Source organism: Ectopseudomonas khazarica (assembly GCF_004521985.1).
GTDB classification, from domain to species: domain Bacteria; phylum Pseudomonadota; class Gammaproteobacteria; order Pseudomonadales; family Pseudomonadaceae; genus Aquipseudomonas; species Aquipseudomonas khazarica.
Map to the genome: position 1 here is coordinate 79,315 of NZ_SBHZ01000013.1, position 23,743 is coordinate 103,057.

The 23,743-nt window shown below is 64.5% G+C and carries 23 protein-coding genes; 20 read left to right on the forward strand and 3 right to left on the reverse strand.

Annotated features, from left to right (window positions below; translation table 11 throughout):
* Position 1 precedes the first annotated feature (1 nt).
* The 11 genes from lpxB (at position 2) to ispD (ending at position 13,241) form a co-directional block, all read left to right on the forward strand.
* Positions 2-1,135 (forward strand): lipid-A-disaccharide synthase, encoded by a 1,134-nt coding sequence (gene lpxB / locus EPK82_RS17385; protein WP_134677472.1) that lies wholly within the window; start codon positions 2-4, stop codon positions 1,133-1,135.
* A complete protein-coding gene (gene rnhB, locus EPK82_RS17390; protein ID WP_134677473.1) occupies positions 1,135-1,734 on the forward strand; it encodes a ribonuclease HII in 600 nt (199 codons plus the stop codon). Before lpxB ends, rnhB begins: the two co-directional genes overlap by 1 nt.
* Positions 1,735-1,858: 124 nt before the next feature.
* Positions 1,859-5,389 (forward strand): DNA polymerase III subunit alpha, encoded by a 3,531-nt coding sequence (gene dnaE / locus EPK82_RS17395; protein ID WP_134677474.1) that lies wholly within the window; start codon positions 1,859-1,861, stop codon positions 5,387-5,389.
* A gap of 137 nt (positions 5,390-5,526) precedes the next feature.
* Complete coding sequence (locus tag EPK82_RS17400; protein ID WP_037053788.1) at positions 5,527-6,477, forward strand: acetyl-CoA carboxylase carboxyltransferase subunit alpha; 951 nt, start codon at positions 5,527-5,529, stop codon at positions 6,475-6,477.
* Positions 6,478-6,535: 58 nt separating this feature from the next.
* Entirely contained in the window at positions 6,536-7,858 is a 1,323-nt protein-coding gene (tilS, locus tag EPK82_RS17405) for a tRNA lysidine(34) synthetase TilS (RefSeq protein ID WP_134677475.1), read from the forward strand.
* Between the two features lie 155 nt (positions 7,859-8,013).
* On the forward strand, positions 8,014-9,645 hold the full coding sequence (locus EPK82_RS17410; protein WP_037053793.1) for a CTP synthase: 1,632 nt from the start codon (positions 8,014-8,016) through the stop codon (positions 9,643-9,645).
* A gap of 3 nt (positions 9,646-9,648) precedes the next feature.
* Entirely contained in the window at positions 9,649-10,494 is an 846-nt protein-coding gene (gene kdsA, locus EPK82_RS17415; protein ID WP_037053795.1) for a 3-deoxy-8-phosphooctulonate synthase, read from the forward strand.
* A 146-nt stretch (positions 10,495-10,640) separates the two neighbouring features.
* Positions 10,641-11,930 (forward strand): phosphopyruvate hydratase, encoded by a 1,290-nt coding sequence (eno, locus tag EPK82_RS17420; protein WP_134677476.1) that lies wholly within the window; start codon positions 10,641-10,643, stop codon positions 11,928-11,930.
* Positions 11,931-12,019: 89 nt separating this feature from the next.
* A complete protein-coding gene (locus tag EPK82_RS17425; RefSeq protein ID WP_134677477.1) occupies positions 12,020-12,220 on the forward strand; it encodes a hypothetical protein in 201 nt (66 codons plus the stop codon).
* Positions 12,221-12,267: 47 nt separating this feature from the next.
* Positions 12,268-12,546: a septum formation initiator family protein gene (locus tag EPK82_RS17430; protein WP_037053844.1), complete on the forward strand. Its 279-nt coding sequence runs from the start codon at positions 12,268-12,270 to the stop codon at positions 12,544-12,546.
* Positions 12,543-13,241: a 2-C-methyl-D-erythritol 4-phosphate cytidylyltransferase gene (gene ispD / locus EPK82_RS17435; RefSeq protein ID WP_134677478.1), complete on the forward strand. Its 699-nt coding sequence runs from the start codon at positions 12,543-12,545 to the stop codon at positions 13,239-13,241. The genes EPK82_RS17430 and ispD overlap by 4 nt, the downstream gene beginning before the upstream one ends.
* Before the next feature lie 3 nt (positions 13,242-13,244).
* Here the strand turns inward: ispD and EPK82_RS17440 are convergent, their stop codons facing one another.
* Both EPK82_RS17440 and EPK82_RS17445 read right to left on the reverse strand, forming a co-directional pair.
* Positions 13,245-13,568: an HPF/RaiA family ribosome-associated protein gene (locus tag EPK82_RS17440; protein ID WP_037053803.1), complete on the reverse strand. Its 324-nt coding sequence runs from the start codon at positions 13,566-13,568 to the stop codon at positions 13,245-13,247.
* 120 nt (positions 13,569-13,688) lie between these two features.
* Positions 13,689-14,585 carry a LysR substrate-binding domain-containing protein gene (locus tag EPK82_RS17445; protein WP_037053805.1) on the reverse strand — a complete coding sequence of 299 codons (897 nt, stop codon included), beginning with the start codon at positions 14,583-14,585 and terminating at the stop codon, positions 13,689-13,691.
* Between the two features lie 173 nt (positions 14,586-14,758).
* On the opposite strand from EPK82_RS17445, the gene EPK82_RS17450 reads away from it, so the two are divergent.
* The 9 genes from EPK82_RS17450 to rpoS all read left to right on the forward strand — a co-directional run bounded on the left by EPK82_RS17450 (position 14,759) and on the right by rpoS (position 22,790).
* Entirely contained in the window at positions 14,759-15,871 is a 1,113-nt protein-coding gene (locus EPK82_RS17450) for an S-(hydroxymethyl)glutathione dehydrogenase/class III alcohol dehydrogenase (RefSeq protein ID WP_037053808.1), read from the forward strand.
* Positions 15,872-15,942: 71 nt separating this feature from the next.
* Positions 15,943-16,785, forward strand: coding sequence for an S-formylglutathione hydrolase (fghA, locus tag EPK82_RS17455; RefSeq protein WP_037053812.1), 843 nt, complete (start codon positions 15,943-15,945; stop codon positions 16,783-16,785).
* A gap of 76 nt (positions 16,786-16,861) precedes the next feature.
* Complete coding sequence (gene ispF, locus EPK82_RS17460; protein WP_037053815.1) at positions 16,862-17,335, forward strand: 2-C-methyl-D-erythritol 2,4-cyclodiphosphate synthase; 474 nt, start codon at positions 16,862-16,864, stop codon at positions 17,333-17,335.
* Positions 17,332-18,390 (forward strand): tRNA pseudouridine(13) synthase TruD, encoded by a 1,059-nt coding sequence (gene truD / locus EPK82_RS17465; RefSeq protein WP_134677479.1) that lies wholly within the window; start codon positions 17,332-17,334, stop codon positions 18,388-18,390. The genes ispF and truD overlap by 4 nt, the downstream gene beginning before the upstream one ends.
* Positions 18,378-19,127: a 5'/3'-nucleotidase SurE gene (surE, locus tag EPK82_RS17470; RefSeq protein WP_037053820.1), complete on the forward strand. Its 750-nt coding sequence runs from the start codon at positions 18,378-18,380 to the stop codon at positions 19,125-19,127. The genes truD and surE overlap by 13 nt, the downstream gene beginning before the upstream one ends.
* Entirely contained in the window at positions 19,127-19,801 is a 675-nt protein-coding gene (locus EPK82_RS17475) for a protein-L-isoaspartate(D-aspartate) O-methyltransferase (RefSeq protein ID WP_037053822.1), read from the forward strand. Before surE ends, EPK82_RS17475 begins: the two co-directional genes overlap by 1 nt.
* A gap of 25 nt (positions 19,802-19,826) precedes the next feature.
* Entirely contained in the window at positions 19,827-20,765 is a 939-nt protein-coding gene (locus EPK82_RS17480; protein WP_037053825.1) for a DUF368 domain-containing protein, read from the forward strand.
* Positions 20,766-20,850: 85 nt separating this feature from the next.
* Positions 20,851-21,681 (forward strand): peptidoglycan DD-metalloendopeptidase family protein, encoded by an 831-nt coding sequence (locus tag EPK82_RS17485; protein WP_134677480.1) that lies wholly within the window; start codon positions 20,851-20,853, stop codon positions 21,679-21,681.
* Positions 21,682-21,782: 101 nt separating this feature from the next.
* On the forward strand, positions 21,783-22,790 hold the full coding sequence (rpoS, locus tag EPK82_RS17490) for an RNA polymerase sigma factor RpoS (protein WP_037053828.1): 1,008 nt from the start codon (positions 21,783-21,785) through the stop codon (positions 22,788-22,790).
* A gap of 516 nt (positions 22,791-23,306) precedes the next feature.
* Here rpoS and fdxA read toward each other — a convergent pair.
* Complete coding sequence (fdxA, locus tag EPK82_RS17495; protein ID WP_037053831.1) at positions 23,307-23,630, reverse strand: ferredoxin FdxA; 324 nt, start codon at positions 23,628-23,630, stop codon at positions 23,307-23,309.
* Positions 23,631-23,743: the final 113 nt, after the last annotated feature.

Sequence of the window (23,743 nt, forward strand, 5' to 3'; positions counted from 1 at the left end):
CATGACTAGACCTCTTCGCGTCGCACTGGTCGCCGGTGAGGCGTCCGGCGATATTCTCGGAGCGGGCCTGATGCAGGCCATCAAGTTGCGCCACCCGGACGTCGAGTTCGTCGGCGTGGGCGGTGCACGCATGGAAGCCGAGGGCCTGACATCCTATTTCCCGATGGAACGCCTGGCCGTGATGGGGCTGGTCGAGGTGCTCGGTCGCCTGTTCGAGCTGCTGGGGCGTCGACGCCAGCTGGCACGCGACCTCATCGCGGCGCAGCCCGATGTGTTCATCGGCATCGATGCACCGGATTTCAACCTGGGCCTGGAGCTCAAGCTGCGCCGCGCCGGGATCAGGACCGTGCACTACGTCAGCCCGTCGGTGTGGGCCTGGCGGCAGAAGCGCGTGTTGAAGATCCGTGAAGCCTGCGATCTGATGCTGACTCTGTTTCCGTTCGAGGCGCAGTTCTACGATGCGCATCAGGTGCCGGTGCGCTTCGTCGGTCACCCCCTGGCCGATGCCATACCGCAGCACGCCGACCGCGCGGCGGCACGCGACGCGCTGGATCTGCCGCATGACGAGGCCGTGGTTGCCCTGATGCCAGGCAGTCGGGGTGGCGAAGTGGCGCGTCTTGGCGAACTCTTTCTCGATGCGGCGATTCGTCTGCGTGCGCTGCGCCCGGGCATCCGTTTTCTGCTGCCATGCGCCACCCCGGAGCGCCGTGAGCAGCTCGAGCAGATGCTGGCCGGGCGCGACCTGCCGCTGACCCTGCTCGATGGTCGCTCGCATGAGGTGCTGGCCGCCTGCGACGCGGTGCTGATCGCTTCCGGTACGGCGACCCTGGAGGCCCTGCTGTACAAGCGGCCGATGGTGGTGGCCTATCGTGTGGCGCCGCTGACCTATCGCATTCTCAAGCGCCTGGTGAAAAGCCCCTATATCTCGCTGCCCAACCTGCTGGCCGAGCGCCTGCTAGTGCCGGAGCTGATCCAGGATGCGGCGACCGCCGAGGCGTTGGCGCAGACCGTGGCGCCATTGATCGATGGCGGTCAGGTGCAGACCGAGGGGTTCGATGTGATCCACCGTGCACTGCGGCGCGATGCCTCGGTGTCGGCAGCCGATGCCGTGCTCAAGCTGGCGGAGCGAGGCTGATGCAGCTGGGCCTGGACTTTACCCTGGTCGAGGAGCTGGTCGCCGGCGTCGATGAGGTCGGCCGTGGCCCGCTCTGCGGTGCGGTGGTGACGGCTGCGGTGATTCTCGATCCGGCCCGTCCGATCCTGGGCCTGAACGATTCGAAGAAGCTCACCGAGGCCCGCCGCGAGGCGCTGTTCGACGAAATCCGCGAGAAGGCCCTGGCCTGGTGCATCGCCCGTGCCGAGGTGGAAGAGATCGACCGCCTGAATATCCTGCATGCCACCATGCTGGCCATGCAGCGTGCCGTGGAAGGCTTGGCGGTGACGCCGAAGCTGGCGCTGATCGATGGCAATCGCTGCCCGAAACTGGCCGTGCCCAGCGCCCCGGTGGTCAAGGGGGACAGTCGGGTGCCGGCGATCGCCGCTGCCTCGATCCTGGCCAAGGTCAGCCGTGATCGCGAGATGCTCGAGATGGACCGTCTCTACCCCGGCTATGGCATCGCCGGGCACAAGGGCTATCCCACGCCGGTGCATCTCGAGGCGCTCAAGCGCCTGGGGCCGACGCCCATCCACCGGCGTTCCTTCGCTCCGGTCCGCGCCTTGCTGGAGTCCGTGTAGGCGCAGTGTCTGCTCCTGGCCGGCTCCGCTGATCGATGCGCACTGCGCCCCGAATGTCTGGCCCTAAGCCAGACCCTCTTAGGCTACAATCCGCGCTTTGTCGTTTTCACCTGCAAGGCCGCCCATGACCCAAGCTTTCGTCCATCTGCGTCTGCACACCGAATATTCCCTGGTCGATGGCCTGGTGCGGGTCAAACCGCTGATCAAGGCCGTTGCCGGGGGCGGTATGCCGGCAGTGGCAGTCACCGACATGAGCAACATGTGCTCGCTGGTGAAGTTCTACAAGACCGCCATGGGCGCTGGGGTCAAGCCGATCTGCGGCGCCGACATCTGGATGGCCAGCGCCGAGGAAGATGGCCCGCTGAGCCGCCTTACCCTGCTGGCGATGAACGCCAAGGGCTATCGCAATCTTACCGAGCTGATCTCGCGGGGCTGGTCCGAAGGGCAGAGCAACGACCTGGTGATCATCCAGCGCGACTGGGTCAAGGCCTCTGCCGATGGGCTCATCGCCCTGTCCGGCGCGCGCGAGGGCGAGGTCGGCATGGCCTTGCTGGCTGGTGACGAGGCCCAGGCCGAGGCGCGCCTGCGCGAGTGGATGCAGGTGTTCCCGGAGCGCTTCTACCTGGAAGTGCAGCGCACCAGCCGTGTCGGTGACGAAGAGTACCTGCACGCGGCGGTGGCGCTGGCCGATCGTGTCGAGGCGCCGCTGGTGGCCACCAACGACGTGCGTTTCATCAAGCAGGACGACTTCGAGGCCCACGAAACCCGCGTCTGCATCGGCGAAGGCCGCACCCTGGACGATCCGCGCCGGCCACGGCACTACTCCGACCAGCAGTACCTGAAGAGCCCCGCTGAAATGTGGGAACTGTTCTCCGACTTGCCCGAGGCGCTGGAAAACACCGTCGAGATCGCCAAGCGCTGCAACATCGAGGTACAGCTCGGCAAGTACTTCCTGCCGGACTTCCCCACGCCGGGCGGCATGGGCATCGACGACTACCTGCGGCATGCGTCCTTCGAGGGCCTGGAAGAGCGCCTCGAGGTGCTGCTGCCCAAGGACACGCCGGACTACGAGGCGAAGAAGCAGGTCTACATCGACCGCCTCAACTTCGAGCTCGATATCATCATCCAGATGGGTTTCCCCGGTTACTTCCTCATCGTGATGGACTTCATCCAGTGGGCGAAGAACAACGGCGTGCCGGTCGGTCCGGGCCGTGGTTCGGGTGCGGGATCTCTGGTCGCATACGTGCTGAAGATCACCGACCTCGACCCGCTGGCCTATGACCTGCTGTTCGAACGTTTCCTCAACCCCGAGCGGATCTCCATGCCCGACTTCGACGTCGACTTCTGCATGGATGGCCGTGACCGGGTGATCGACTACGTGGCCGAGAAGTACGGGCGCAACGCGGTGAGCCAGATCATCACCTTCGGTTCCATGGCGGCCAAGGCGGTGGTGCGTGACGTCGCGCGCGCTCAGGGCAAGTCCTACGGCCTGGCCGATCGTCTGTCGAAGATGATCCCCTTCGAAGTGGGCATGACCCTGGAGAAGGCCTACGAGATGGAGGAACCGCTGCGCGACTTCCTCAAGAACGACGAGGAAGCCCAGGAAATCTGGGACATGTCGCTCAAGCTCGAGGGTGTGGTGCGTGGTACCGGCAAGCACGCCGGGGGTGTGGTCATCGCGCCGACCAAGCTCACCGACTTCTCGCCGATCGCCTGTGACGAGGAGGGCGGCGGCCTGGTGACCCAGTTCGACAAGGACGACGTCGAGCAGGCCGGCCTGGTCAAGTTCGACTTCCTCGGCCTGCGTACCCTGACCATCATCAAGTGGGCGATGGAAACCATCCATCGCGTGCAGAAGCGCGACGGTGCCTCCGACGAGGAACTGGTCAACATCGACTTCATCCCGCTGGACGACAAGAAAACCTACGACATGCTGCAGAAGGCGGAGACCACCGCGGTCTTCCAGCTCGAATCGCGCGGCATGAAGGAGCTGATCAAGAAGCTCAAGCCCGACTGCCTGGAAGACATGATCGCACTGGTGGCGCTGTTCCGCCCGGGGCCGCTGCAGTCCGGCATGGTGGACGACTTCATCAACCGCAAGCACGGCCGTGCCGAGCTGTCCTATCCGCACCCCGACTACCAGTACGCAGGCCTGGAGCCGGTGCTCAAGCCGACCTACGGCATCATCCTGTACCAGGAACAGGTGATGCAGATCGCCCAGGTCATGGGTGGCTATACCCTGGGTCAGGCGGACATGCTGCGCCGCGCCATGGGCAAGAAGAAGCCCGAGGAGATGGCCAAGCAGCGCGGCGGCTTCATCGAAGGTTGTGCCAACAACAACATCGACGCGGAACTGGCCGGTAACATCTTCGACCTGGTAGAAAAATTCGCCGGCTACGGCTTCAACAAGTCGCACTCCGCGGCCTATGGCCTGGTGTCCTACCAGACCGCCTGGCTCAAGGCGCACTACCCGGCGCCGTTCATGGCGGCGGTGCTCTCGGCGGATATGCACAACACCGACAAGGTGGTGATCCTGGTGGAAGAGTGCCGCAACATGAAGTTGCGCATCGACCCGCCGGATGTGAACGTCTCCGAGTTCAAGTTCACCGTCAACGACGACGGTCGCATCGTCTATGGCCTGGGTGCGGTCAAGGGCGTCGGCGAGGGGCCGGTGGAGGCCATCGTCGAATGCCGCAGCGAAGGCGGGCCGTTCAAGGACCTGTTCGACTTCTGCAATCGCGTCGACCTCAAGCGCATCAACAAGCGCACCCTGGAAGCGCTGATCCGCAGTGGTGCCCTGGATCGTCTCGGCCCCTACTACCAGGACGAGCTCAAGGCCTACCAGGCCAGCGTCGACAAGAACCGCGCCGTGCTGCTGGCCTCCATGGAGGAGGCGGTGCAGTCGGCCGAGCAGACCGCACGCAGCGCCGAGAGCGGTCACATGGACCTGTTCGGCGGCCTGTTCGGCGAGCCCGAGGCGGACATGTACGCCAACCACCGCAAGGCGCGCGAGCTGCCGATCAAGGAGCGCCTCAAGGGCGAGAAGGACACCCTGGGCATCTACCTGTCCGGTCACCCCATCGATGAGTATGAGGGCGAGATTCGCCGCTTCGCCCGCCAGCGCATCGTCGAGCTGAAGCCGGCCCGTGATACCCAGACGATCGCCGGGATGATCGTCAACCTGCGGGTGATGAAGAACAAGAAGGGCGACAAGATGGGCTTCATCACCCTCGACGACCGTTCCGGGCGCATCGAGGCCTCGCTGTTCGCCGATGCCTTCGCCAGCAACCAGGCGCTGCTGCAGAACGATGCACTGGTGGTGGTCGAGGGGGAGGTCAGCAACGACGATTTCTCCGGTGGCCTGCGCCTGCGTGCCAAGCGCGTGATGAGCCTGGAGGAGGCGCGCACCGGCCTGGCCGACAGCCTGCGCCTGAAGGTCGCCAGTGCCGCGTTGAAGGGCGATCGTCTGCGCTGGCTGGCGGAACTGTGCAGCAAGCACAAGGGCGCCTGCCCGGTCACGCTGGACTACAGTGGTGAAGAGGCACGCGCCTTGCTTCAGTTCGGCGACGCCTGGCGAATCGACCCGGCTGACACTTTGATTCAGGCATTGCGTGACCAGTTCGGGCGCGACAACGTCTTTTTGCACTACCGCTGATTGCGAGAGGGGAAATTCCCCCAGGCATCGGCAAAGGCACCTGCGGGTGTCGACCCGCTGCGTCCTATCCCTTAAGGTAGGGCGCCTAATGGATACAGCTCCCCGGCCACTTGGCCGTCGACGCAAGACGGATGACTATGAACCCGAATTTCCTCGACTTCGAACAGCCGATCGCCGACCTGCAAGCCAAGATCGAAGAGCTCCGCCTGGTCGGTAATGACAACTCGCTGAACATCGGCGACGAGATTGCCCGCCTGCAGGACAAGAGCAGCGCCCTGACCGAAAGCATCTTCGGCAACCTGAGCAGCTGGCAGATTGCCCAGCTCGCCCGTCATCCGCGCCGCCCTTACACCTTGGACTACATCCAGCACATCTTCACCGAGTTCGACGAGCTGCACGGTGATCGTCACTTCTCCGACGACGCCGCCATCGTCGGTGGTGTGGCGCGTCTGGGTGATCAGCCGGTGATGATCATCGGCCACCAGAAAGGCCGTGAAGTGCGCGAGAAGGTGCGCCGCAACTTCGGCATGCCGCGCCCGGAAGGCTACCGCAAGGCCTGCCGCCTGATGGAAATGGCCGAGCGCTTCAAGATGCCGATCCTGACCTTCATCGACACCCCCGGTGCCTACCCGGGCATCGACGCCGAGGAGCGCGGGCAGAGCGAGGCGATCGCCTGGAACCTGCGCGTCATGGCGCGCCTGAAGACCCCGATCATCGCCACCGTGATCGGTGAGGGTGGCTCCGGCGGCGCACTGGCCATCGGCGTCTGCGATCAGCTGAACATGCTGCAGTACTCCACCTACTCGGTGATCTCGCCGGAAGGTTGCGCCTCCATTCTCTGGCGCACGGCCGAGAAGGCGCCGGACGCTGCCGAAGCCATGGGCATCACCGCCGAGCGTCTGAAGGACCTGGGCATCGTCGACCAGGTCATCGCCGAGCCGCTGGGTGGCGCGCATCGTGATCCTGCCGCCGCGTCCGAGTCGATCCGCCAGGAACTGACCAAGCAATTGGCCAGCCTGCAGGAGCACGACACCGAGGCGCTGCTCAAGCGTCGTTATGACCGCCTGATGAGCTACGGTATCGCCTGATCCATCCTGTACAAATCACAACGGGCCTTCGGGCCCGTTGTTGTTTTAAGCTGCGTCGATGACTGCTCTCGATAATCGCCTGCGCCAGGCCCTGGCGCCCTGGCGCACCGCCTCGGCCTGGTGCGTTGCCTTCTCTGGCGGCCTGGATTCCAGCGTGCTGCTGCATCTGCTCGCCGAGCTGGCTCGGCGCGAGGCCGTGCCAGCGCTCTCGGCCATTCATGTGCAGCACGGCCTGCAACCGGTCGCTGCGGCCTGGCCTGAGCATTGCCGGCAGTTCTGCGCAGCGCTGGGTATCCCTTTGCAGGTGGTTGCGGTGCAGGTGGCGGCGCAGGCCAGTGTCGAGCAGGCGGCGCGGCAGGCGCGCTACGCGGCCTTTGCCGAGCACCTGCAGCCGGATGCGGTGCTGTTCAGCGCCCAGCACCGTGATGACCAGGCGGAGACGCTGCTGTTTCGCCTGCTGCGCGGCGCCGGTGTACGTGGCCTGGCGGCCATGCCAGGGCAGCGCCCGCTGGGGCGGGGGACGCTGCTGCGGCCGCTGCTGGATTGCTCGCGGGCCGAACTGCAGGGCTACGCCGAGGCGCACGGGCTGAGCTGGATCGAAGACCCGAGCAACGCCGACACACGATTCAGCCGCAACTTCCTGCGCCAGCGGGTGATGCCGTTGCTGGCCGAGCGCTGGCCCCAGGCTGGCGTCGCTCTCGCGCGCAGCGCGGTGCACCTGAGCGAGGCCGAGCAGCTGTTGGGCGAGCTGGCCTGCATGGATCTGCATGCTGCGCAGGGCGAACCGCTCTTTCCCTGGCTGGCGCTGCCGTCACTCGAGCTGTCGCTGGTAACGCAACTGAGCGATGCGCGGCAGCGCAATCTGCTGCGTCATTGGCTGGCGCCGTTGAGTCGCATGCCCGACAGCGATCACTGGGTCGGTTGGCGTGACCTGCGCGACGCGGCCGGGGATGCGTCGCCCGTCTGGAAGCTGGCGGATGGCGAGCTGCACCGCGCCGATGGCCGTCTGTACTGGCTCAGCGCTGACTGGCTGGCGCCGCCCGTGCTGCCCGATCCTGCCATTGTGCGCGTGCAGGGCGCATCCGAACTGCCTGGCAACGGCCAGGTGCAGATACGGGGTGAGTTGCCTGCGGGGCGCTGGCACCTGCGCTACCGCCTGGGTGGCGAATCGCTGCACCTGCCGGAGCGTGGCAGGCGCGACCTCAAGCGCCTGCTCAACGAGTGGCGAGTGCCGGCGTTCGTGCGTCCGCGACTGCCATTGTTGTTCGATGGCGACGAGTTGATGGCCGTGGCAAATCTGGCGCAATCAGCGTCGTTACAGGCGTGCGGCGTGCGTCTTCACTGGTCGCCGCCGATCGGCGCGCAAGGTTTGAGCTGGTAAGGCGTTTCGGGTAGACTACGCTCCCGTCTTAATACAGCTTTTGCCGACTCCCCCAGGGAGCTTGGCGGGCTTGCCATTGTTTGTTGCGAGTAATGGCGCTCCTTCGCTTTCCCCGGCGGCACTGACCGCTTAAACGCAGACTTCTAGGGTTTTTCATGACGCGCTACATCTTCGTCACGGGTGGTGTTGTTTCTTCATTGGGGAAAGGCATTGCCTCGGCTTCACTGGCGGCCATCCTGGAGGCGCGGGGCCTGAAGGTCACCATGCTCAAGCTGGACCCCTACATCAACGTCGATCCGGGCACCATGAGCCCGTTCCAGCACGGTGAGGTGTTCGTCACGCAGGACGGCGCCGAGACCGACCTCGACCTGGGCCACTACGAGCGGTTCATCCGCACCACCATGACCCAGAACAACAACTTCACCACCGGCCGCGTGTACGAAGACGTACTGCGCAAGGAGCGCCGTGGTGACTACCTGGGTGCGACCATCCAGGTCATCCCGCACATCACCGACGAGATCAAGCGTCGCATCATCAAGGGCGCCGGCGATGCCGACGTGGCCCTGGTGGAGATCGGTGGCACCGTGGGTGACATCGAGTCGCAGCCATTCCTCGAGGCGATCCGTCAGCTGCGCGTCGAAGTCGGCGCCAAGCGCGCGATGCTCATGCACCTGACCCTGGTGCCGTATATCGCCACCGCCGGCGAGACCAAGACCAAGCCGACCCAGCATTCGGTCAAGGAACTGCGTTCCATCGGCCTGCAGCCGGACGTGCTGGTGTGCCGCTCCGATCACCCGATCGATGTGTCCTCGCGGCGCAAGATCGCCCTGTTCACCAACGTCGAAGAGCGTGCGGTGATCAGCCTGGAAGACGTCGATACCATCTACAAGATCCCGGGCGTGCTGCATGCGCAGGGCCTGGATGACTTCGTCGTCGAGCGTTTCGGTCTGGAGTGCGGCAGTGCCGACCTCTCCGAGTGGGACCGCGTGGTCGATGCCAAGCTCAACCCGGAAAAAGAAGTCACCATCGCCATGGTCGGCAAGTACATGGAACTGCTGGACGCGTACAAGTCGCTGATCGAAGCGATGAGCCACGCCGGCATCCAGAACCGGACCAAGGTCAACCTGCGCTATATCGATTCCGAAGACATCGAGAACCAGGGCACCGCGCTGCTCGAAGGCGTGGACGCCATCCTGGTGCCGGGCGGCTTCGGTCTGCGTGGCGTGGAAGGCAAGATCAAGACCGTGCAGTACGCCCGCGAGAACAAGATCCCTTACCTGGGTATCTGCCTCGGCATGCAGGTGGCGGTCATCGAGTACGCCCGTAACGTGGTGGGCTGGAGCGACGCCAACTCCACCGAGTTCGACATGGCCAGCCAGCATCCGGTGGTGGGTCTGATCACCGAATGGCAGGACGCCGCAGGCAGCGTCGAGCAGCGCAGCGAAAGCTCCGACCTGGGCGGCACCATGCGCCTCGGCGCGCAGGACTGCCAGCTGCAGGCCGGTTCGCTGGTGCATGACTGCTATGGCAAGGACGTGATCGTCGAGCGTCATCGTCACCGCTACGAGGTGAACAACAACCTGCTGCCGCAACTGACCGACGCCGGCCTGAAGGTCACTGGCCGTTCCGGTGACGGCGCGCTGGTCGAGGTGGTCGAGGCGCCGGATCACCCGTGGTTCGTCGCGTGCCAGTTCCACCCGGAATTCACCTCCACGCCGCGTGACGGCCACCCGCTGTTCAGCGGGTTCGTCAACGCCGCGCTGGCGCAGAAAGGGAAGAAGGTCTAAGGCATGGCTCAGAAGATCATCAAGGTCCGCGATATCGAGATCGCCAACGACAAGCCGTTCGTGCTGTTCGGGGGTATCAACGTACTCGAATCGCGCGACCTGGCCATGCAGGCGTGCGAGGAGTATGTGCGGGTCACCGAGAAGCTCGGTATCCCCTACGTGTTCAAGGCCAGCTTCGACAAGGCCAACCGCTCCTCCGTCACCTCCTTCCGTGGCCCCGGCCTGGAAGAGGGCATGAAGATCTTCGAGGAAGTGAAGAAGACCTTCGGCGTGCCGGTGATCACCGACGTTCACGAGCCGCATCAGGCGGCTGCCGTGGCCGAAGTGTGCGACATCATCCAGCTGCCGGCCTTCCTCTCGCGGCAGACCGACCTGGTGGTGGCCATGGCCAAGACCGGTGCGGTGATCAATATCAAGAAGGCGCAGTTCCTCGCGCCGCAGGAGATGAAGCACATCCTGCACAAGTGCGAGGAAGCCGGTAACGATCAGCTGATCCTCTGCGAGCGTGGTTCGAGCTTCGGTTACAACAACCTGGTGGTGGACATGCTCGGCTTCGGCATCATGAAGCAGTTCGAGTACCCGGTGTTCTTCGACGTGACCCATGCCCTGCAGATGCCGGGCGGTCGTGCCGATTCCGCCGGCGGCCGCCGTGCCCAGGTCACCGACCTGGCCAAGGCCGGTATCAGCCAGGGCCTGGCCGGTCTGTTCCTCGAGGCGCATCCGGAGCCGGAAAACGCCAAGTGCGATGGTCCCTGTGCGCTGCGCCTGAACAAGCTGGAGCCCTTCCTCGCTCAGCTCAAGCAGCTGGACGACCTGGTGAAGAGTTTTCCGCCGATCGAGACTGCCTGAACCGGTCGCAATCCGGTAAAGTGCCGCCCCAGAAAATCCCCCTGACCCGTGAGTCAGAGTGTGCCGCCGACCTGCCCGTGGGCAGCGGCGGTCTCGCGCAGCCCGCTGCTGCCGTCTTACCGTCAACTATTGGAGTGTTAACAAGAATGGCAAAGATCGTCGACATCAAGGGTCGTGAGGTTCTCGACTCCCGTGGCAATCCCACCGTGGAAGCCGACGTCATCCTCGAAGGTGGCATCGTCGGTAGCGCTTGCGCACCCTCCGGCGCCTCCACCGGCTCGCGCGAAGCGCTGGAGCTGCGTGACGGTGACAAGAGCCGCTACCTGGGCAAGGGCGTACTGAAGGCCGTGGCCAACATCAACGGCCCGATCCGCGACCTGCTGCTGGGCAAGGACGCGACCGATCAGCAGGCGCTGGACCGTGCGATGATCGAACTCGACGGCACCGAGAACAAGGCTTCGCTGGGCGCCAACGCCATCCTCGCCGTGTCCCTGGCTGCCGCCAAGGCCGCCGCGCAGGCCAAGGGCGTGCCGCTGTACGCGCACATCGCCGACCTCAACGGTACGCCGGGCGTCTACTCCATGCCGGTGCCGATGATGAACATCATCAATGGCGGCGAGCATGCCGACAACAACGTCGACATTCAGGAGTTCATGGTCCAGCCGGTCGGCGCCAAGAACTTCGCCGATGCCCTGCGCATGGGCGCCGAGATCTTCCATCACCTCAAGGCCGTGCTCAAGGCCCGTGGCCTGAACACCGCCGTGGGTGACGAGGGTGGCTTCGCGCCGAACCTGGCGTCCAACGAAGACGCGCTGGCCGCCATCGCCGAAGCCGTGGCCAACGCCGGCTACAAGCTGGGTGACGACGTGACCCTGGCCCTGGACTGCGCCTCCAGCGAATTCTTCAAGGACGGCAAGTACGACCTGGAAGGCGAAGGCAAGGTGTTCGACGCCGCAGGCTTCGCCGACTACCTGGCCGGTCTGACCCAGCGCTACCCGATCATCTCCATCGAAGACGGCATGGACGAGTCCGACTGGGCCGGCTGGAAAGTGCTGACCGACAAGATCGGCGCCAAGGTGCAGCTGGTCGGTGACGACCTGTTCGTCACCAATACCAAGATTCTCAAGCGTGGTATCGACGAGAAGATCGGTAACTCGATCCTGATCAAGTTCAACCAGATCGGCTCGCTGACCGAGACCCTGGAAGCCATCCAGATGGCCAAGGCCGCCGGTTTCACCGCCGTGATCTCGCACCGCAGCGGCGAAACCGAAGACAGCACCATCGCCGACCTGGCCGTGGGCACTGCCGCAGGCCAGATCAAGACCGGTTCGCTGTGCCGCTCCGACCGCGTGTCCAAGTACAACCAGCTGCTGCGCATCGAAGAGCAGCTGGGTGGCAAGGCCGCGTACAACGGCCGCGCCGAGTTCCGCGGCTGACAACGGCCTGTTGCGCGTCGCTCCTGCAGCGTCAGGAACAGGTTCGGCAAGCCGCCTCAGCGCGGCCCGAAGGGGGAGTGGAGTGACTCATGCTCATTGGCTTCAGTAAACTCCGCTTCCGCACCTGTTTTTCCTGGCAGGACGCTGACTCGCAAGATCGTTTGGCTTTGGAAAAGGGCGACGCAAGTCGCCCTTTTTCGTGGGCGCCTCGTCGCCATCAGGGAACCATTGCACGGATGCAGGACCTTAAAACCCATGTCACTCATCAGTCCGCTTCTTTTCAAGCATGAACGCAGCCCCTACCATGCCGATGACTCATTTCGCGAGCCGCCGCTCCATGCGTAGTCCGTACTGGCTGTTCATCGTGCTGATCCTGTTGCTGGCCGGTCTGCAGTATCGCCTGTGGGTCGGCGAGGGCAGTCTTGCCCAGGTCAGTCGTCTGCAGCAGCAGATTGCCGAGCAGCGCGGCGAGAACGAGCGCCTGCTGGAGCGCAACCGTATCCTCGAGGCCGAGGTGATGGAGCTCAAGCGCGGCATGGAGACCGTCGAAGAGCGTGCACGCCAGGAGCTGGGCATGCTCAAAGAGGGCGAGACCCTCTACCTGCTGACCGAATGAGCGCGAGATTCTGGCTGGTGATTCCAGCCGCCGGTATCGGCGCGCGCATGGCTGCCGATCGTCCCAAGCAGTACCTGCAGGTGGCCGGTCGCAGCATTCTCGAGCACACGCTGCAGCGCTTTCTCGATCATCCCGCTCTGCGTGGGGTGGTGGTGAGCCTGGCGGCTGACGATCCGTACTGGCCTGTGCTGGCCGTCGCCAGCGATCCGCGCATCCGCCGGGCCGCCGGTGGGCGTGAGCGCGCCGATTCGGTGCTGGCCGGCCTCGAAACCCTGAAGAACGAAGGCGCGGCCGACGACGACTGGGTGCTGGTGCATGACGCTGCCCGCCCCAATCTGGCTCTGGAAGACCTGCAACGCCTGCTGGACAGCCTGGCCGACGACCCGGTCGGTGGCCTGCTGGCGGTGCCCGCCCGCGATACCCTCAAGCGTGCCGGCGCCGACGGACGGGTGCAGGAAACCGTCGATCGCAGCGTGATCTGGCAAGCCTATACGCCACAGATGTTTCGCCTCGGCGCCTTGCGCCAGGCACTGGCGCAGGCCTTGCGGGCGCAGGTGGCGATTACCGATGAGGCGTCGGCCATGGAGTGGGTCGGACTGGCGCCGCGTCTGGTCGAGGGGCGGGCGGACAACCTCAAGGTGACCCGCCCGGAAGACCTGCAGTATCTGCAGGTCCTGTGGTCGGAGCCGCGCTGAGTCTCAGTGAGCCCAGCGCTTGGCATCCTTGCCGAGGTTGCGTTCCAGTGCATGGGTCAGCTTGTTCACCGCACCGTCGATGGCCTGCTGCAACTCGGCCGCATCGTGGGAAACCGTCAGCGGGTCACGGCCCTTCATCCGCGCTTCCACCTTGCAGCGTTTGTCCTGTGGACCGTTCTTGAGCGCATTTTCGTCGGAGAGGTGGAGTTCTATCCGGGTGAGATGGTCTTCGTAGCGTTGCAGCTTGGCTTGCACGCGACTGCGAATGTCGTCCTTCAGGGCCATCGAGGAGGCAACGTGCTTACCGCTGTTGACCAGAACCTGCATAACCATGTCCTCATGCTGATGAGTGGCGAAGCCCCGTCGGCGGGGCTCATGGTTACGACGCTGTTGCCGCGTCCGAGTTTCTCGCCGGCTTGTGACATTCCATGACCGTTCAGCGTGGCGTCAGCTCGGCACACGGTATTCGGCGCGCTGGCTGAGGCCGGAGCGCAGGGTATCGATCAGCTGGCGGACCTTGGGGGAGAGGTGGCGCTGCTGCGGATAGAGGGCCCACACCGCCGTGTTCGGCGGGCGGTGCTGCTCCAGCAGCGACACCAGGCGCCCGCTGCGCAGGTGCTCGAGCACGTAGTAGTCCGGCAGCTGGCAGAGGCCGAAACCGCGTAGCGCGGCGTCGAGTACCGACTGACCGCTGTTGCAGCGCCAGTTGCCCTGCACGCGAACCTGGGTTTCCCGGCCGTTTTCCGCAAAGCCCCAGTGGTCACTGCTGCCGATCAGGCAGTTGTGCCGCGCCAGTTCCGACAGCGAATGCGGGCGCCCGTAGCGCTGCAGGTACTCCGGCGCCGCGCACAGGTACATCTCGCGAGGTGCCAGGCGCGCGGCCATCAGGCGCGAGTCCTGCAGTCGTCCCAGGCGGATGGCCAGGTCCAGGCCCTCGTGGAGCAGGTCGAGCTGGCGGTTGCTCAGCTCGATTTCCACGCGCAGCTGGGGGTGGCGGGCCATGAAGTCGTTCACCAGTGGCACGATGAAGCGCTCGCCATAGGCGACGGCGCAGGTCAGGCGCAGCAGGCCCTTGGGTTCCGCCCCCAGATCGCCAACCGCGCGCAGGGCCTCCTCGCGAGCATCCTGCAGGCGCTGGCAATGCTGCAGGAACAGCTGGCCGGCCTCGGTCAGCGCCACGCGCCGGGTGCTGCGGTAGAACAGGCGGCTTTGCAGTCGGTCTTCCAGGCGCGCCACCTGGCGACTGACCTGTGAGGTGGACAGGCCCAGGCGCTCGGCGGCGGCGCTGAACTGGCCGCATTCGGCAACGGCGACGAACTCGTCGAGTCCTTCCCAGCGATTCATGTGTTCTCCATCGGGCTGCGGGTGCCGGCTGGCGGGTGATCCGCGAGCAGCTGTCAGCAGCAGGCGGCATATTATCCCTGTGTAGCAATAATGTTTTGATATTTCTCTGATTATCTCTTTATTGGCTTGATCTAGACTGCTCGCCACGTTCACTCACGCTCAGGAGAGCTTCCATGATCAAGTCCCGCGCTGCCGTCGCATTCGGCCCCAACGAGCCGCTGAAGATCGTCGAGATCGATGTCGAGCCGCCGAAGGCCGGTGAAGTGCTGGTGCGCATTGTCGCCACCGGCGTCTGCCACACCGATGCCTACACCCTGTCTGGCCAGGATTCCGAGGGCGTCTTCCCCTGCGTGCTGGGGCACGAGGGTGGCGGCATCGTCGAGGCGGTCGGTGAGGGCGTGACCTCGGTCAAGGTCGGTGACCATGTGATCCCGCTGTACACCGCCGAATGTGGCGAGTGCAAATTCTGCAAATCGCAGAAGACCAACCTGTGCAGCTCGGTGCGTGCCACCCAGGGCAAGGGCCTGATGCCGGACGGCACCACCCGCTTCAGTTACAACGGCGAGCCGATCTATCACTACATGGGCTGCTCGACCTTCTCCGAGTACACCGTGCTGCCGGAAGTCTCGGTTGCCGTGATCCCCAAGGAAGCGCCGCTGGACAAGGTCTGCCTGCTCGGTTGCGGCGTGACCACCGGCATCGGCGCCGTACTCAACACCGCCAAGGTGGAAGAGGGCGCTACCGTGGCCATCTTCGGTCTCGGTGGCATCGGCCTGGCGGCGATCATCGGCGCCAAGATGGCCAAGGCCTCGCGCATCATCGGTATCGACATCAACCCGGCCAAGGAAGCGGTCGCCCGCGAGCTGGGTCTGACCGACTTCGTCAACCCGAAGGAGCACAGCAAGCCGATCCAGGACGTCATCGTCGAAATGACTGACGGCGGCGTCGACTACAGCTTCGAGTGCATCGGCAACGTGCAACTGATGCGTGCCGCGCTGGAGTGCTGCCACAAGGGCTGGGGCGAGTCGACCATCATCGGCGTGGCACCGGCCGGTGCCGAGATCAGCACCCGTCCGTTCCAGCTGGTCACCGGTCGTGTCTGGCGCGGCAGCGCCTTCGGTGGCGTCAAGGGCCGCAGTGAGCTGCCGGGCTATGTGGAGAAGTCGCAGAAGGGTGAAATCCCGCTGGACACCTTCATCACCCACAACATGGGTCTGGACGAGATCAACGAGGCGTTCGAGCTGATGCACGAAGGCAAGAGCATCCGTACCGTCATCCATTTCTGATAGCGGCAAGCGACGAGCTACAAGCGACCAGTGGCCTGGCGCTTGTGGCCTGACGCTGTCCGGAGGGGCTTATGGAAAACATTTCCTGCCAGAAGAGTTTCGGTGGCTGGCACAAGCGCTATCGCCACCGTTCCACCACCCTGGGTTGCGACATGGTGTTCGCCGTCTACCTGCCGCCGCAGGCCGAGCAGGGCGGCAGGCTGCCGGTGCTGTACTGGCTGAGCGGGCTGACCTGCACCGACGAGAACTTCATGCAGAAGGCCGGGGCGCAACGCCTGGCCGCCGAGCTGGGGCTGGTTATCGTGGCGCCGGATACCAGTCCGCGTGGTGACGATGTGCCGGGTGACCCGGACAACGCCTGGGACTTCGGCAAGGGCGCGGGCTTCTACGTCAACGCTACCCAGGAGCCCTGGGCGCGCAACTACCGCATGCACGACTACGTGGTGCAGGAGTTGCCCGCGCTGATCGAGGCCAACTTCCCGGTGTCCGACCGCCGTGGCATCGCCGGCCACTCGATGGGCGGGCATGGTGCGCTGGTCTGCGCGCTGCGCAACCCGGGGCGCTATCGCTCGCTGTCGGCGTTCTCGCCGATCAGCAATCCGATGCACTGCCCCTGGGGCGAGAAGGCACTGTCACGCTACCTCGGCGAAGACCGTTCGCGCTGGAAAGAGTGGGATGCCTGTGCGCTGCTGGCCGAGGCCAGCGAGCGTCTGCCGATCCTGGTGGATCAGGGCGATCGTGACGATTTCCTCGAAAACCAGCTCAAGCCCGAGGCGCTGGAGGCGGCTGCCAGGGCGGTCGGCCATCCGCTGACCCTGCGTTTGCAGCCTGGCTATGACCACAGCTACTACTTCATCGCCAGCTTCATCGAGGATCACCTGCGCCACCATGCGCAGGCACTGGCTCAGGCCTGAGTCGAGCGGATTTCATCCGAGCGAGCCGGCAAACCGGTTAGAATTGCGCCCTGACTTTTTCAGGGCGTTGTTCTTTATGCGTATCGGTCATGGCTATGACGTACACCGCTTCGGCGATGGCGATTTCATCACCCTCGGTGGCGTGCGGATTCCCCACAGGTTCGGTCTCGTCGCTCATTCCGACGGTGATGTGCTGCTGCACGCACTGAGCGACGCCCTGCTCGGCGCGGTGGCGCTGGGTGACATCGGCAAGCACTTTCCCGATACCGATCCGACCTTCAAGGGCGCCGATAGCCGCGCGCTGCTGCGTCACGTGATGGGGCTGGTGCGGGCCAAGGGCTTCGCGGTGGGCAATGTCGACGCCACCATCGTCGCCCAGGCGCCGAAGATGGCGCCGCACATCGAGGCCATGCGCGCGTGCATCGCTGCGGATCTCGGCGTGCAGCTGGATCAGGTCAACGTCAAGGCCACCACCACCGAGAAGCTGGGCTTCACCGGGCGTGAGGAAGGGATCGCGGTGCATGCCGTGGCCTTGCTGGTCAAGGCATGAACGAGCAGCAGCTGCTGGGCCCGCGTGCCCATGGCGAGGCCTGCGGGCGCGCCGTGCTCAAGGCCACCGCCGAGGACTTCCAGGTCGATGAAGTGCTGGACATTCCGCTCACCGGCCAGGGTGAACACCTCTGGCTGTGGGTGGAGAAGCGCGGCCTGAACACCGAGGATGCCGCCCGTCGCATCGCCCGCGCTGCGGGGCTGCCCCTCAAGGCGGTCAGCTACGCCGGCCTCAAGGATCGCCAGGCACTCACCCGGCAATGGTTCAGCCTGCACCTGCCAGGCAAGGCCGACCCCGATCTGGCGGCCGCCGAAAGCCCGGCGCTGAGCATCCTCAAGCGCGAGCGACACAATCGCAAGCTGCAGCGCGGTGCCCATTCGGCCAACGGCTTCATCCTGCGCCTGACCGCGCTGCAGGCCGACCGCGAGGCGCTGGAGCAGCGCTTGCGGCAGATCGCCGAACAGGGCGTGCCCAACTATTACGGGCTGCAGCGTTTCGGCTTCGACGGTGGCAACCTGCTGGAGGCGCGGCGCCATGCCGAGCGCGAGGAGCTGCCGGTGCAGCGCAACCTGCGTTCGCGGCTGCTGTCCTCGGCACGCAGCTACCTGTTCAACCGCGTGCTGGCCGAGCGGGTCGCCGCAGGGAGCTGGAACCAGGCGTGCGTCGGCGATCTGCTGGCCTTCACCACCAGCCGCAGCTTCTTCATGGCCGGGGAGGCCGAGTGCCAGGATCCGCGCCTGGCGATCCTCGATCTGCACCCCACCGGGCCGCTCTGGGGCGAAGGGCTGCCCCCGACCGCGCAGGCGGTGAACGAGCTGGAGCAGGCGGTCGGCAGTGAGGAGCCGGCGCTGCTCGCCTGGTTGAGCAAGGCGGGCATGGCTCACGAACGACGCATTCTGCGCCTCCCCATTCAGAGCCTTACGTGGCATTATCCGGAACCCGATATTCTGCAACTTGCATTCGTCCTGCCGGCCGGGAGTTTCGCCACCGTCTTGGTGCGCGAGCTCGTCGACCTCATGCCGACAGGGCAGACGGATACTCCATGCGAATTCTGATTTCCAACGACGACGGGGTGAACGCACCCGGTATCGCCGCGTTGCACCAGGCGCTGGCCGATTACGCCGAGTGCGTGGTGGTTGCGCCGGCCGAAGACAAGAGCGGTGCCAGCAGTGCGCTGACACTCGACCGTCCGCTGCATCCGGTGGCGCTGCCCAACGGCTTCATCAGCCTCAATGGCACCCCGACCGACTGCGTGCACCTGGGCATCAACGGCCTGCTCGAGCAGACGCCGGAGATGGTCGTCTCCGGTATCAACCTGGGGGCGAACCTGGGTGATGACGTGCTCTATTCCGGCACCGTCGCCGCTGCGCTGGAAGGGCGTTTCCTGGACAAGACGGCGTTTGCCTTCTCGCTGCTGTCGCGCCTGCCCGACAACTTGCCGACGGCTGCCTATTTCGCCCGCAAGCTGGTCGAGGCGCACGCGCAGCTCGACCTGCCACCGCGTACCGTGCTCAACGTCAACGTGCCGAACCTGCCGCTCGAACATATCCGCGGTGTGCAGCTGACCCGTCTGGGCCACCGTGCCCGCGCGCCGGCGCCGGTCAAGGCGGTCAATCCGCGTGGCAAGGAAGGCTACTGGATCGCGGCCGCGGGCGATGTCGAGGATGGCAGCCCGGGCACCGACTTCCACGCCGTGATGCAGGGCTATGTTTCGGTCACGCCGCTGCGGCTCGACCGGACGTTCAATGAAGCCCTCGAAAGTATGGACGGCTGGCTGGAGGGAATCTTCTGATGCGTGGACAGGACGACATGCAGCGCAGCGGGATCGGCATGACCTCGCAACGCACCCGTGAGCGGCTGATTCAGCGCCTCTACGAGGAAGGATTGTCCAACGCGCGGGTGCTGGAAGTGATCCGCCGTACACCGCGCCATCTGTTCGTGGATGAGGCGCTGGCGCACCGCGCCTACGAGGACACCGCACTGCCCATCGGTCACAACCAGACCATTTCCCAGCCCTACATGGTCGGCCGCATGACCGAGTTGCTGCTGGCCGCCGGTCCGCTGGACAAGGTGCTGGAGATCGGCACCGGTTCCGGCTACCAGACCGCCGTGCTGGCGCAGTTGGTCGAGCGGGTGTTCTCCGTGGAGCGCATCCAGGGGCTGCAGGAGCGCGCCAAGGAGCGCCTCGTCGAACTCAGCCTGCGCAACGTGGTCTTTCGCTGGGGTGATGGCTGGGAAGGCTGGAATGCGCTGGGCCCGTACAACGGCATCATCGTCACCGCCGCCGCTGCGCAGGTACCGCAGGCGCTGCTCGACCAGCTGGCACCGGGTGGTCGCCTGGTCATACCGGTCGGCAGCGGCGACGTGCAGCAACTGTTGCTGATCGTGCGCGAGGAGGAGGGCTTTTCCCGACACGTGCTCGATGCCGTGCGTTTCGTGCCGTTACTCAACGGGCCACTGGCCTGACCGCTTTATCGTTCTGGAAGGATCCATGAAGAAACATTTCCTGCTCTACGCCAAGGGCATGGCCATGGGCGCTGCCGATGTGGTGCCTGGCGTCTCCGGCGGTACCATCGCCTTCATCAGCGGCATCTACGACGAGCTGCTGCGCTCCATCGCCAGCGTTCCCGATGCGCTTCTGTTGTTGCTGCGCGGCCGTATCAAGGACGCCTGGCAGAAAGCCAATGCGACCTTTCTGCTGGTGCTGTTCAGCGGCATTCTGACCAGCATCCTCACCCTCGCACGGCTGATCACCTACCTGCTCAAGCATCACCCGATACCGGTCTGGTCGTTCTTCTTCGGTCTGATCCTCGTGTCCACCTACCTGGTGGGGCGTGAGATCGGGCGCTGGAACTGGACGCGGGTGCTGAGTTTCCTGCTCGGCCTGGGGTTCGCCTACTGGATCACCGTGGCCGCCCCGATGCACTGGGGGAGCGACCTGCCGACCCTGTTCCTGGCGGGGGCGATCGCCATCTGCGCGATGATCCTGCCGGGAATCTCCGGCAGCTTCATCCTGCTGCTGCTGGGGCTCTACTCGGTGGTGCTGGGGGCAGTGAAGGATCTCAACCTCCTGGTGCTGGGCGTGTTCGCCGCCGGCTGCCTGCTCGGGCTGCTCAGCTTCGCCCGGCTGCTCAGCTGGCTGCTGGCGCGCTGGCGTGATCTGAGCCTGGCCTTTCTCAGTGGCCTGATGCTCGGTTCGCTGAACAAGGTCTGGCCCTGGAAGGAGACGCTCACCTGGCGTATCGACAGCAAGGGTGAGCAGGTGCCGCTGTTGCAGCACAACCTGCTGCCCGGGCATTTTGCCGAGATCAGCGGCCAGGATGCGCAGCTGCTGATTGCCGTGCTGCTGGCGATTGGCGGGATCGTGCTGGTGCTGGGCCTGGAGTGGCTGGCACAGCGTCAACCCGCCGATGCTGGTCGCGCCGAATAAATACGGCACAATACGCCGTACTCGGAATCATTCAGGGAGCCATCGGGTGAGTCGCACCGTCGTTCACGTTCTGCTTCGCGCCGCCATGGCGCTGCGCCTGCCACTGGCCACGCTCGCCGTTGCCGCGCTGGCCGGTTGCGTCAGTTCGCCTCCCGGTGGCGTACAGGTGGTGGAGCGCGGGCAGAACCAGGGGCGGGCGCCGGTGATCCAGCGTCAGCCCGTGCGCAGTGGTCACTACGTGGTGCAGCGCGGCGACACCCTGTACTCGATCGCCTTCCGCTTCGGCTGGGACTGGAAGGCCCTGGCTGCCCACAATGGCCTGCGTGATCCCTACCTGATCCGTGTCGGCCAGATCATTCGCTTCGACAATCGCGCCCTGGCCAGCCAGCCGGTGGCGTCGACCCCCGTTCGCAGCAGCACGCCGACAACCAGCAGGCCGGTTCAGCCTGCTACTCCCGTCACCGCGCCGCCCGCGACCAAGCCGGCCAAGCCGCCTGTCGCCAGCACGCCTGCCACGACACCTGTAACGCCCGTGAGCCGCTCGGCCAGCGGCTGGGCCTGGCCAACGCAGGGCTCGGTGATCAGTCGTTTTTCCTCAAACGGTAGTTTGAATAAAGGCATTGATATCGCCGGGGAATTAGGACAGCCTGTTTTAGCTGCGTCTGATGGGTCGGTGGTGTACGCCGGGAGTGGTTTGCGGGGCTACGGCGAATTGATCATCATCAAGCACAGCGACACCTACGTAAGTGCCTACGGTCACAACCGCAGGCTGTTGGTACGGGAGGGGCAGCAGGTCAAAGCCGGGCAAAGCATTGCCGAGATGGGATCAACAGGGGCCGACCGGGTGAAACTGCACTTCGAGATTCGCCGCCAAGGTAAGCCTGTCGATCCACTGCAATACCTGCCACGTCGTTGATCCGCCGCTGACTCGTTCCATCTCGTGGGAGGGACGGGCTCAGGTATGGCCAGGACGGTTCCGCCAGAGTCTGTTGTCGAACTCAGCTAGGGACAACAACAATGGCTCTCACAAAAAAAGAAGCGCCGGAGTTTGACGTCGACGATGAGCTGCTCCTCATGGAGCCGGGTATCGTCTTGGGCGAGGTTCAGGGCGATGAGGTGGAAGCACCGGTCGCGCGTACCAAGACCAAGAACGCCGCTCCCTCCAAGCAGCACAAGTACATCGATTACACCCGGGCGCTCGACGCCACTCAGCTTTACCTCAACGAAATCGGTTTCTCTCCCTTGCTCACTCCCGAAGAGGAAGTGCACTTCGCGCGCCTGGCGCAGAAGGGCGATCCTGCCGGGCGCAAGCGCATGATCGAGAGCAACCTGCGCCTGGTCGTCAAGATCGCTCGGCGTTACGTCAATCGCGGCCTCTCTCTGCTCGATCTGATCGAAGAGGGGAACCTGGGGTTGATTCGCGCTGTGGAGAAGTTCGATCCGGAGCGTGGTTTCCGTTTTTCAACCTATGCGACCTGGTGGATCCGCCAGACCATCGAACGGGCCATCATGAACCAGACGCGAACCATCCGTTTGCCGATTCATGTGGTCAAGGAGCTCAACGTATACCTGCGTGCGGCTCGTGAACTGACCCAGAAGCTCGACCATGAGCCTTCAGCGGAAGAAATTGCCAACCTGCTGGAAAAACCGGTGGGTGAGGTCAAGCGCATGCTTGGCCTCAACGAGCGGGTGTCCTCGGTGGATGTCTCGCTCGGTCCGGACTCGGACAAGACGTTGCTCGACACCCTGACCGACGATCGTCCGACCGACCCGTGTGAGCTGCTGCAGGACGATGACCTGTCCCAGAGCATCGACCAGTGGCTCTCGGACCTGACCGACAAGCAGCGTGAAGTCGTGGTACGCCGCTTCGGCTTGCGTGGCCATGAGAGCTGTACGCTGGAAGAGGTGGGACAGGAGATCGGTCTGACCCGCGAGCGGGTCAGGCAGATCCAGGTGGAGGCGCTCAAGCGTCTGCGCGAGATCCTCGAAAAGAATGGCCTTTCGAGCGACGCACTGTTCCAGTAGCGTTCGCCTCGATCACCAACCCGGCTTCGGCCGGGTTTTTTCTGCGTCCCCGTGTAAGCCATCACTTACAGACGCTGTCAGCGTTTGGGGCGGCTGCCTCTTGTTTTTGTCTTTTTATTTTTTAACTCATTGTTTTTGAAGGTATTTTTATTTTCAAAAACTGGATGGGGGCGGTTTTTGCCGGCTTGCAGGGAAGTCTGTAGCGGCTAATATCACAACCGTGCTTAGGGATAAGCACAGGTCATCAGGACGATGATCAGGAACATCGCAAGAAGCGATTCATCAGGATGATGGGCTTGGAAATAAAGGGACTAGGGAATAAAAGTGGGCGGCGCAAGCCGCCCCTTTTTTTGCCCGCCATTCCTGCCCGCAATCCGCAAGGGCACCCGCCACGTCAGGCGTGGCGCCGGCAACTGGCCTCCGCGATGTGCACCGCGGTGCGCCGACTGTTCCGAGCGACGCTATCCCATAATGCAAAAGACCCGCACTTGGCGGGTCTTTGCGTTCTGCAGCGGCTTAGCGCTCCAGGTGCTGCAGCTTGTCCTTCACGCCATCCCACTCTTCGGCGTCGGCCAGGGCGTCCTTCTTCTCGGTGATGTTCGGCCAGACTTCAGCCAGATCGGCGTTCAGCTCGATGAACTCCTGCTGATCTTCCGGCACCTCGTCTTCCGAGAAGATGGCCTGGGCGGGGCACTCCGGCTCGCACAGGGCGCAGTCGATGCACTCGTCAGGATGGATGACCAGAAAGTTCGGGCCCTCGTAGAAGCAGTCCACCGGGCAGACTTCCACGCAGTCGGTGTATTTGCACTTGATGCAGTTGTCGGTGACGACGAAGGTCATGTCTGATTCTCTCCTCGGGCGGCGGCCTGGGCCCTTTCTGTGAAGGGCTCTCAGGCGCTCTGTCAGGGGCCGCGGCTCAGGCTGTAAACCGGGCGGTCGTAAAATTGCGCGCG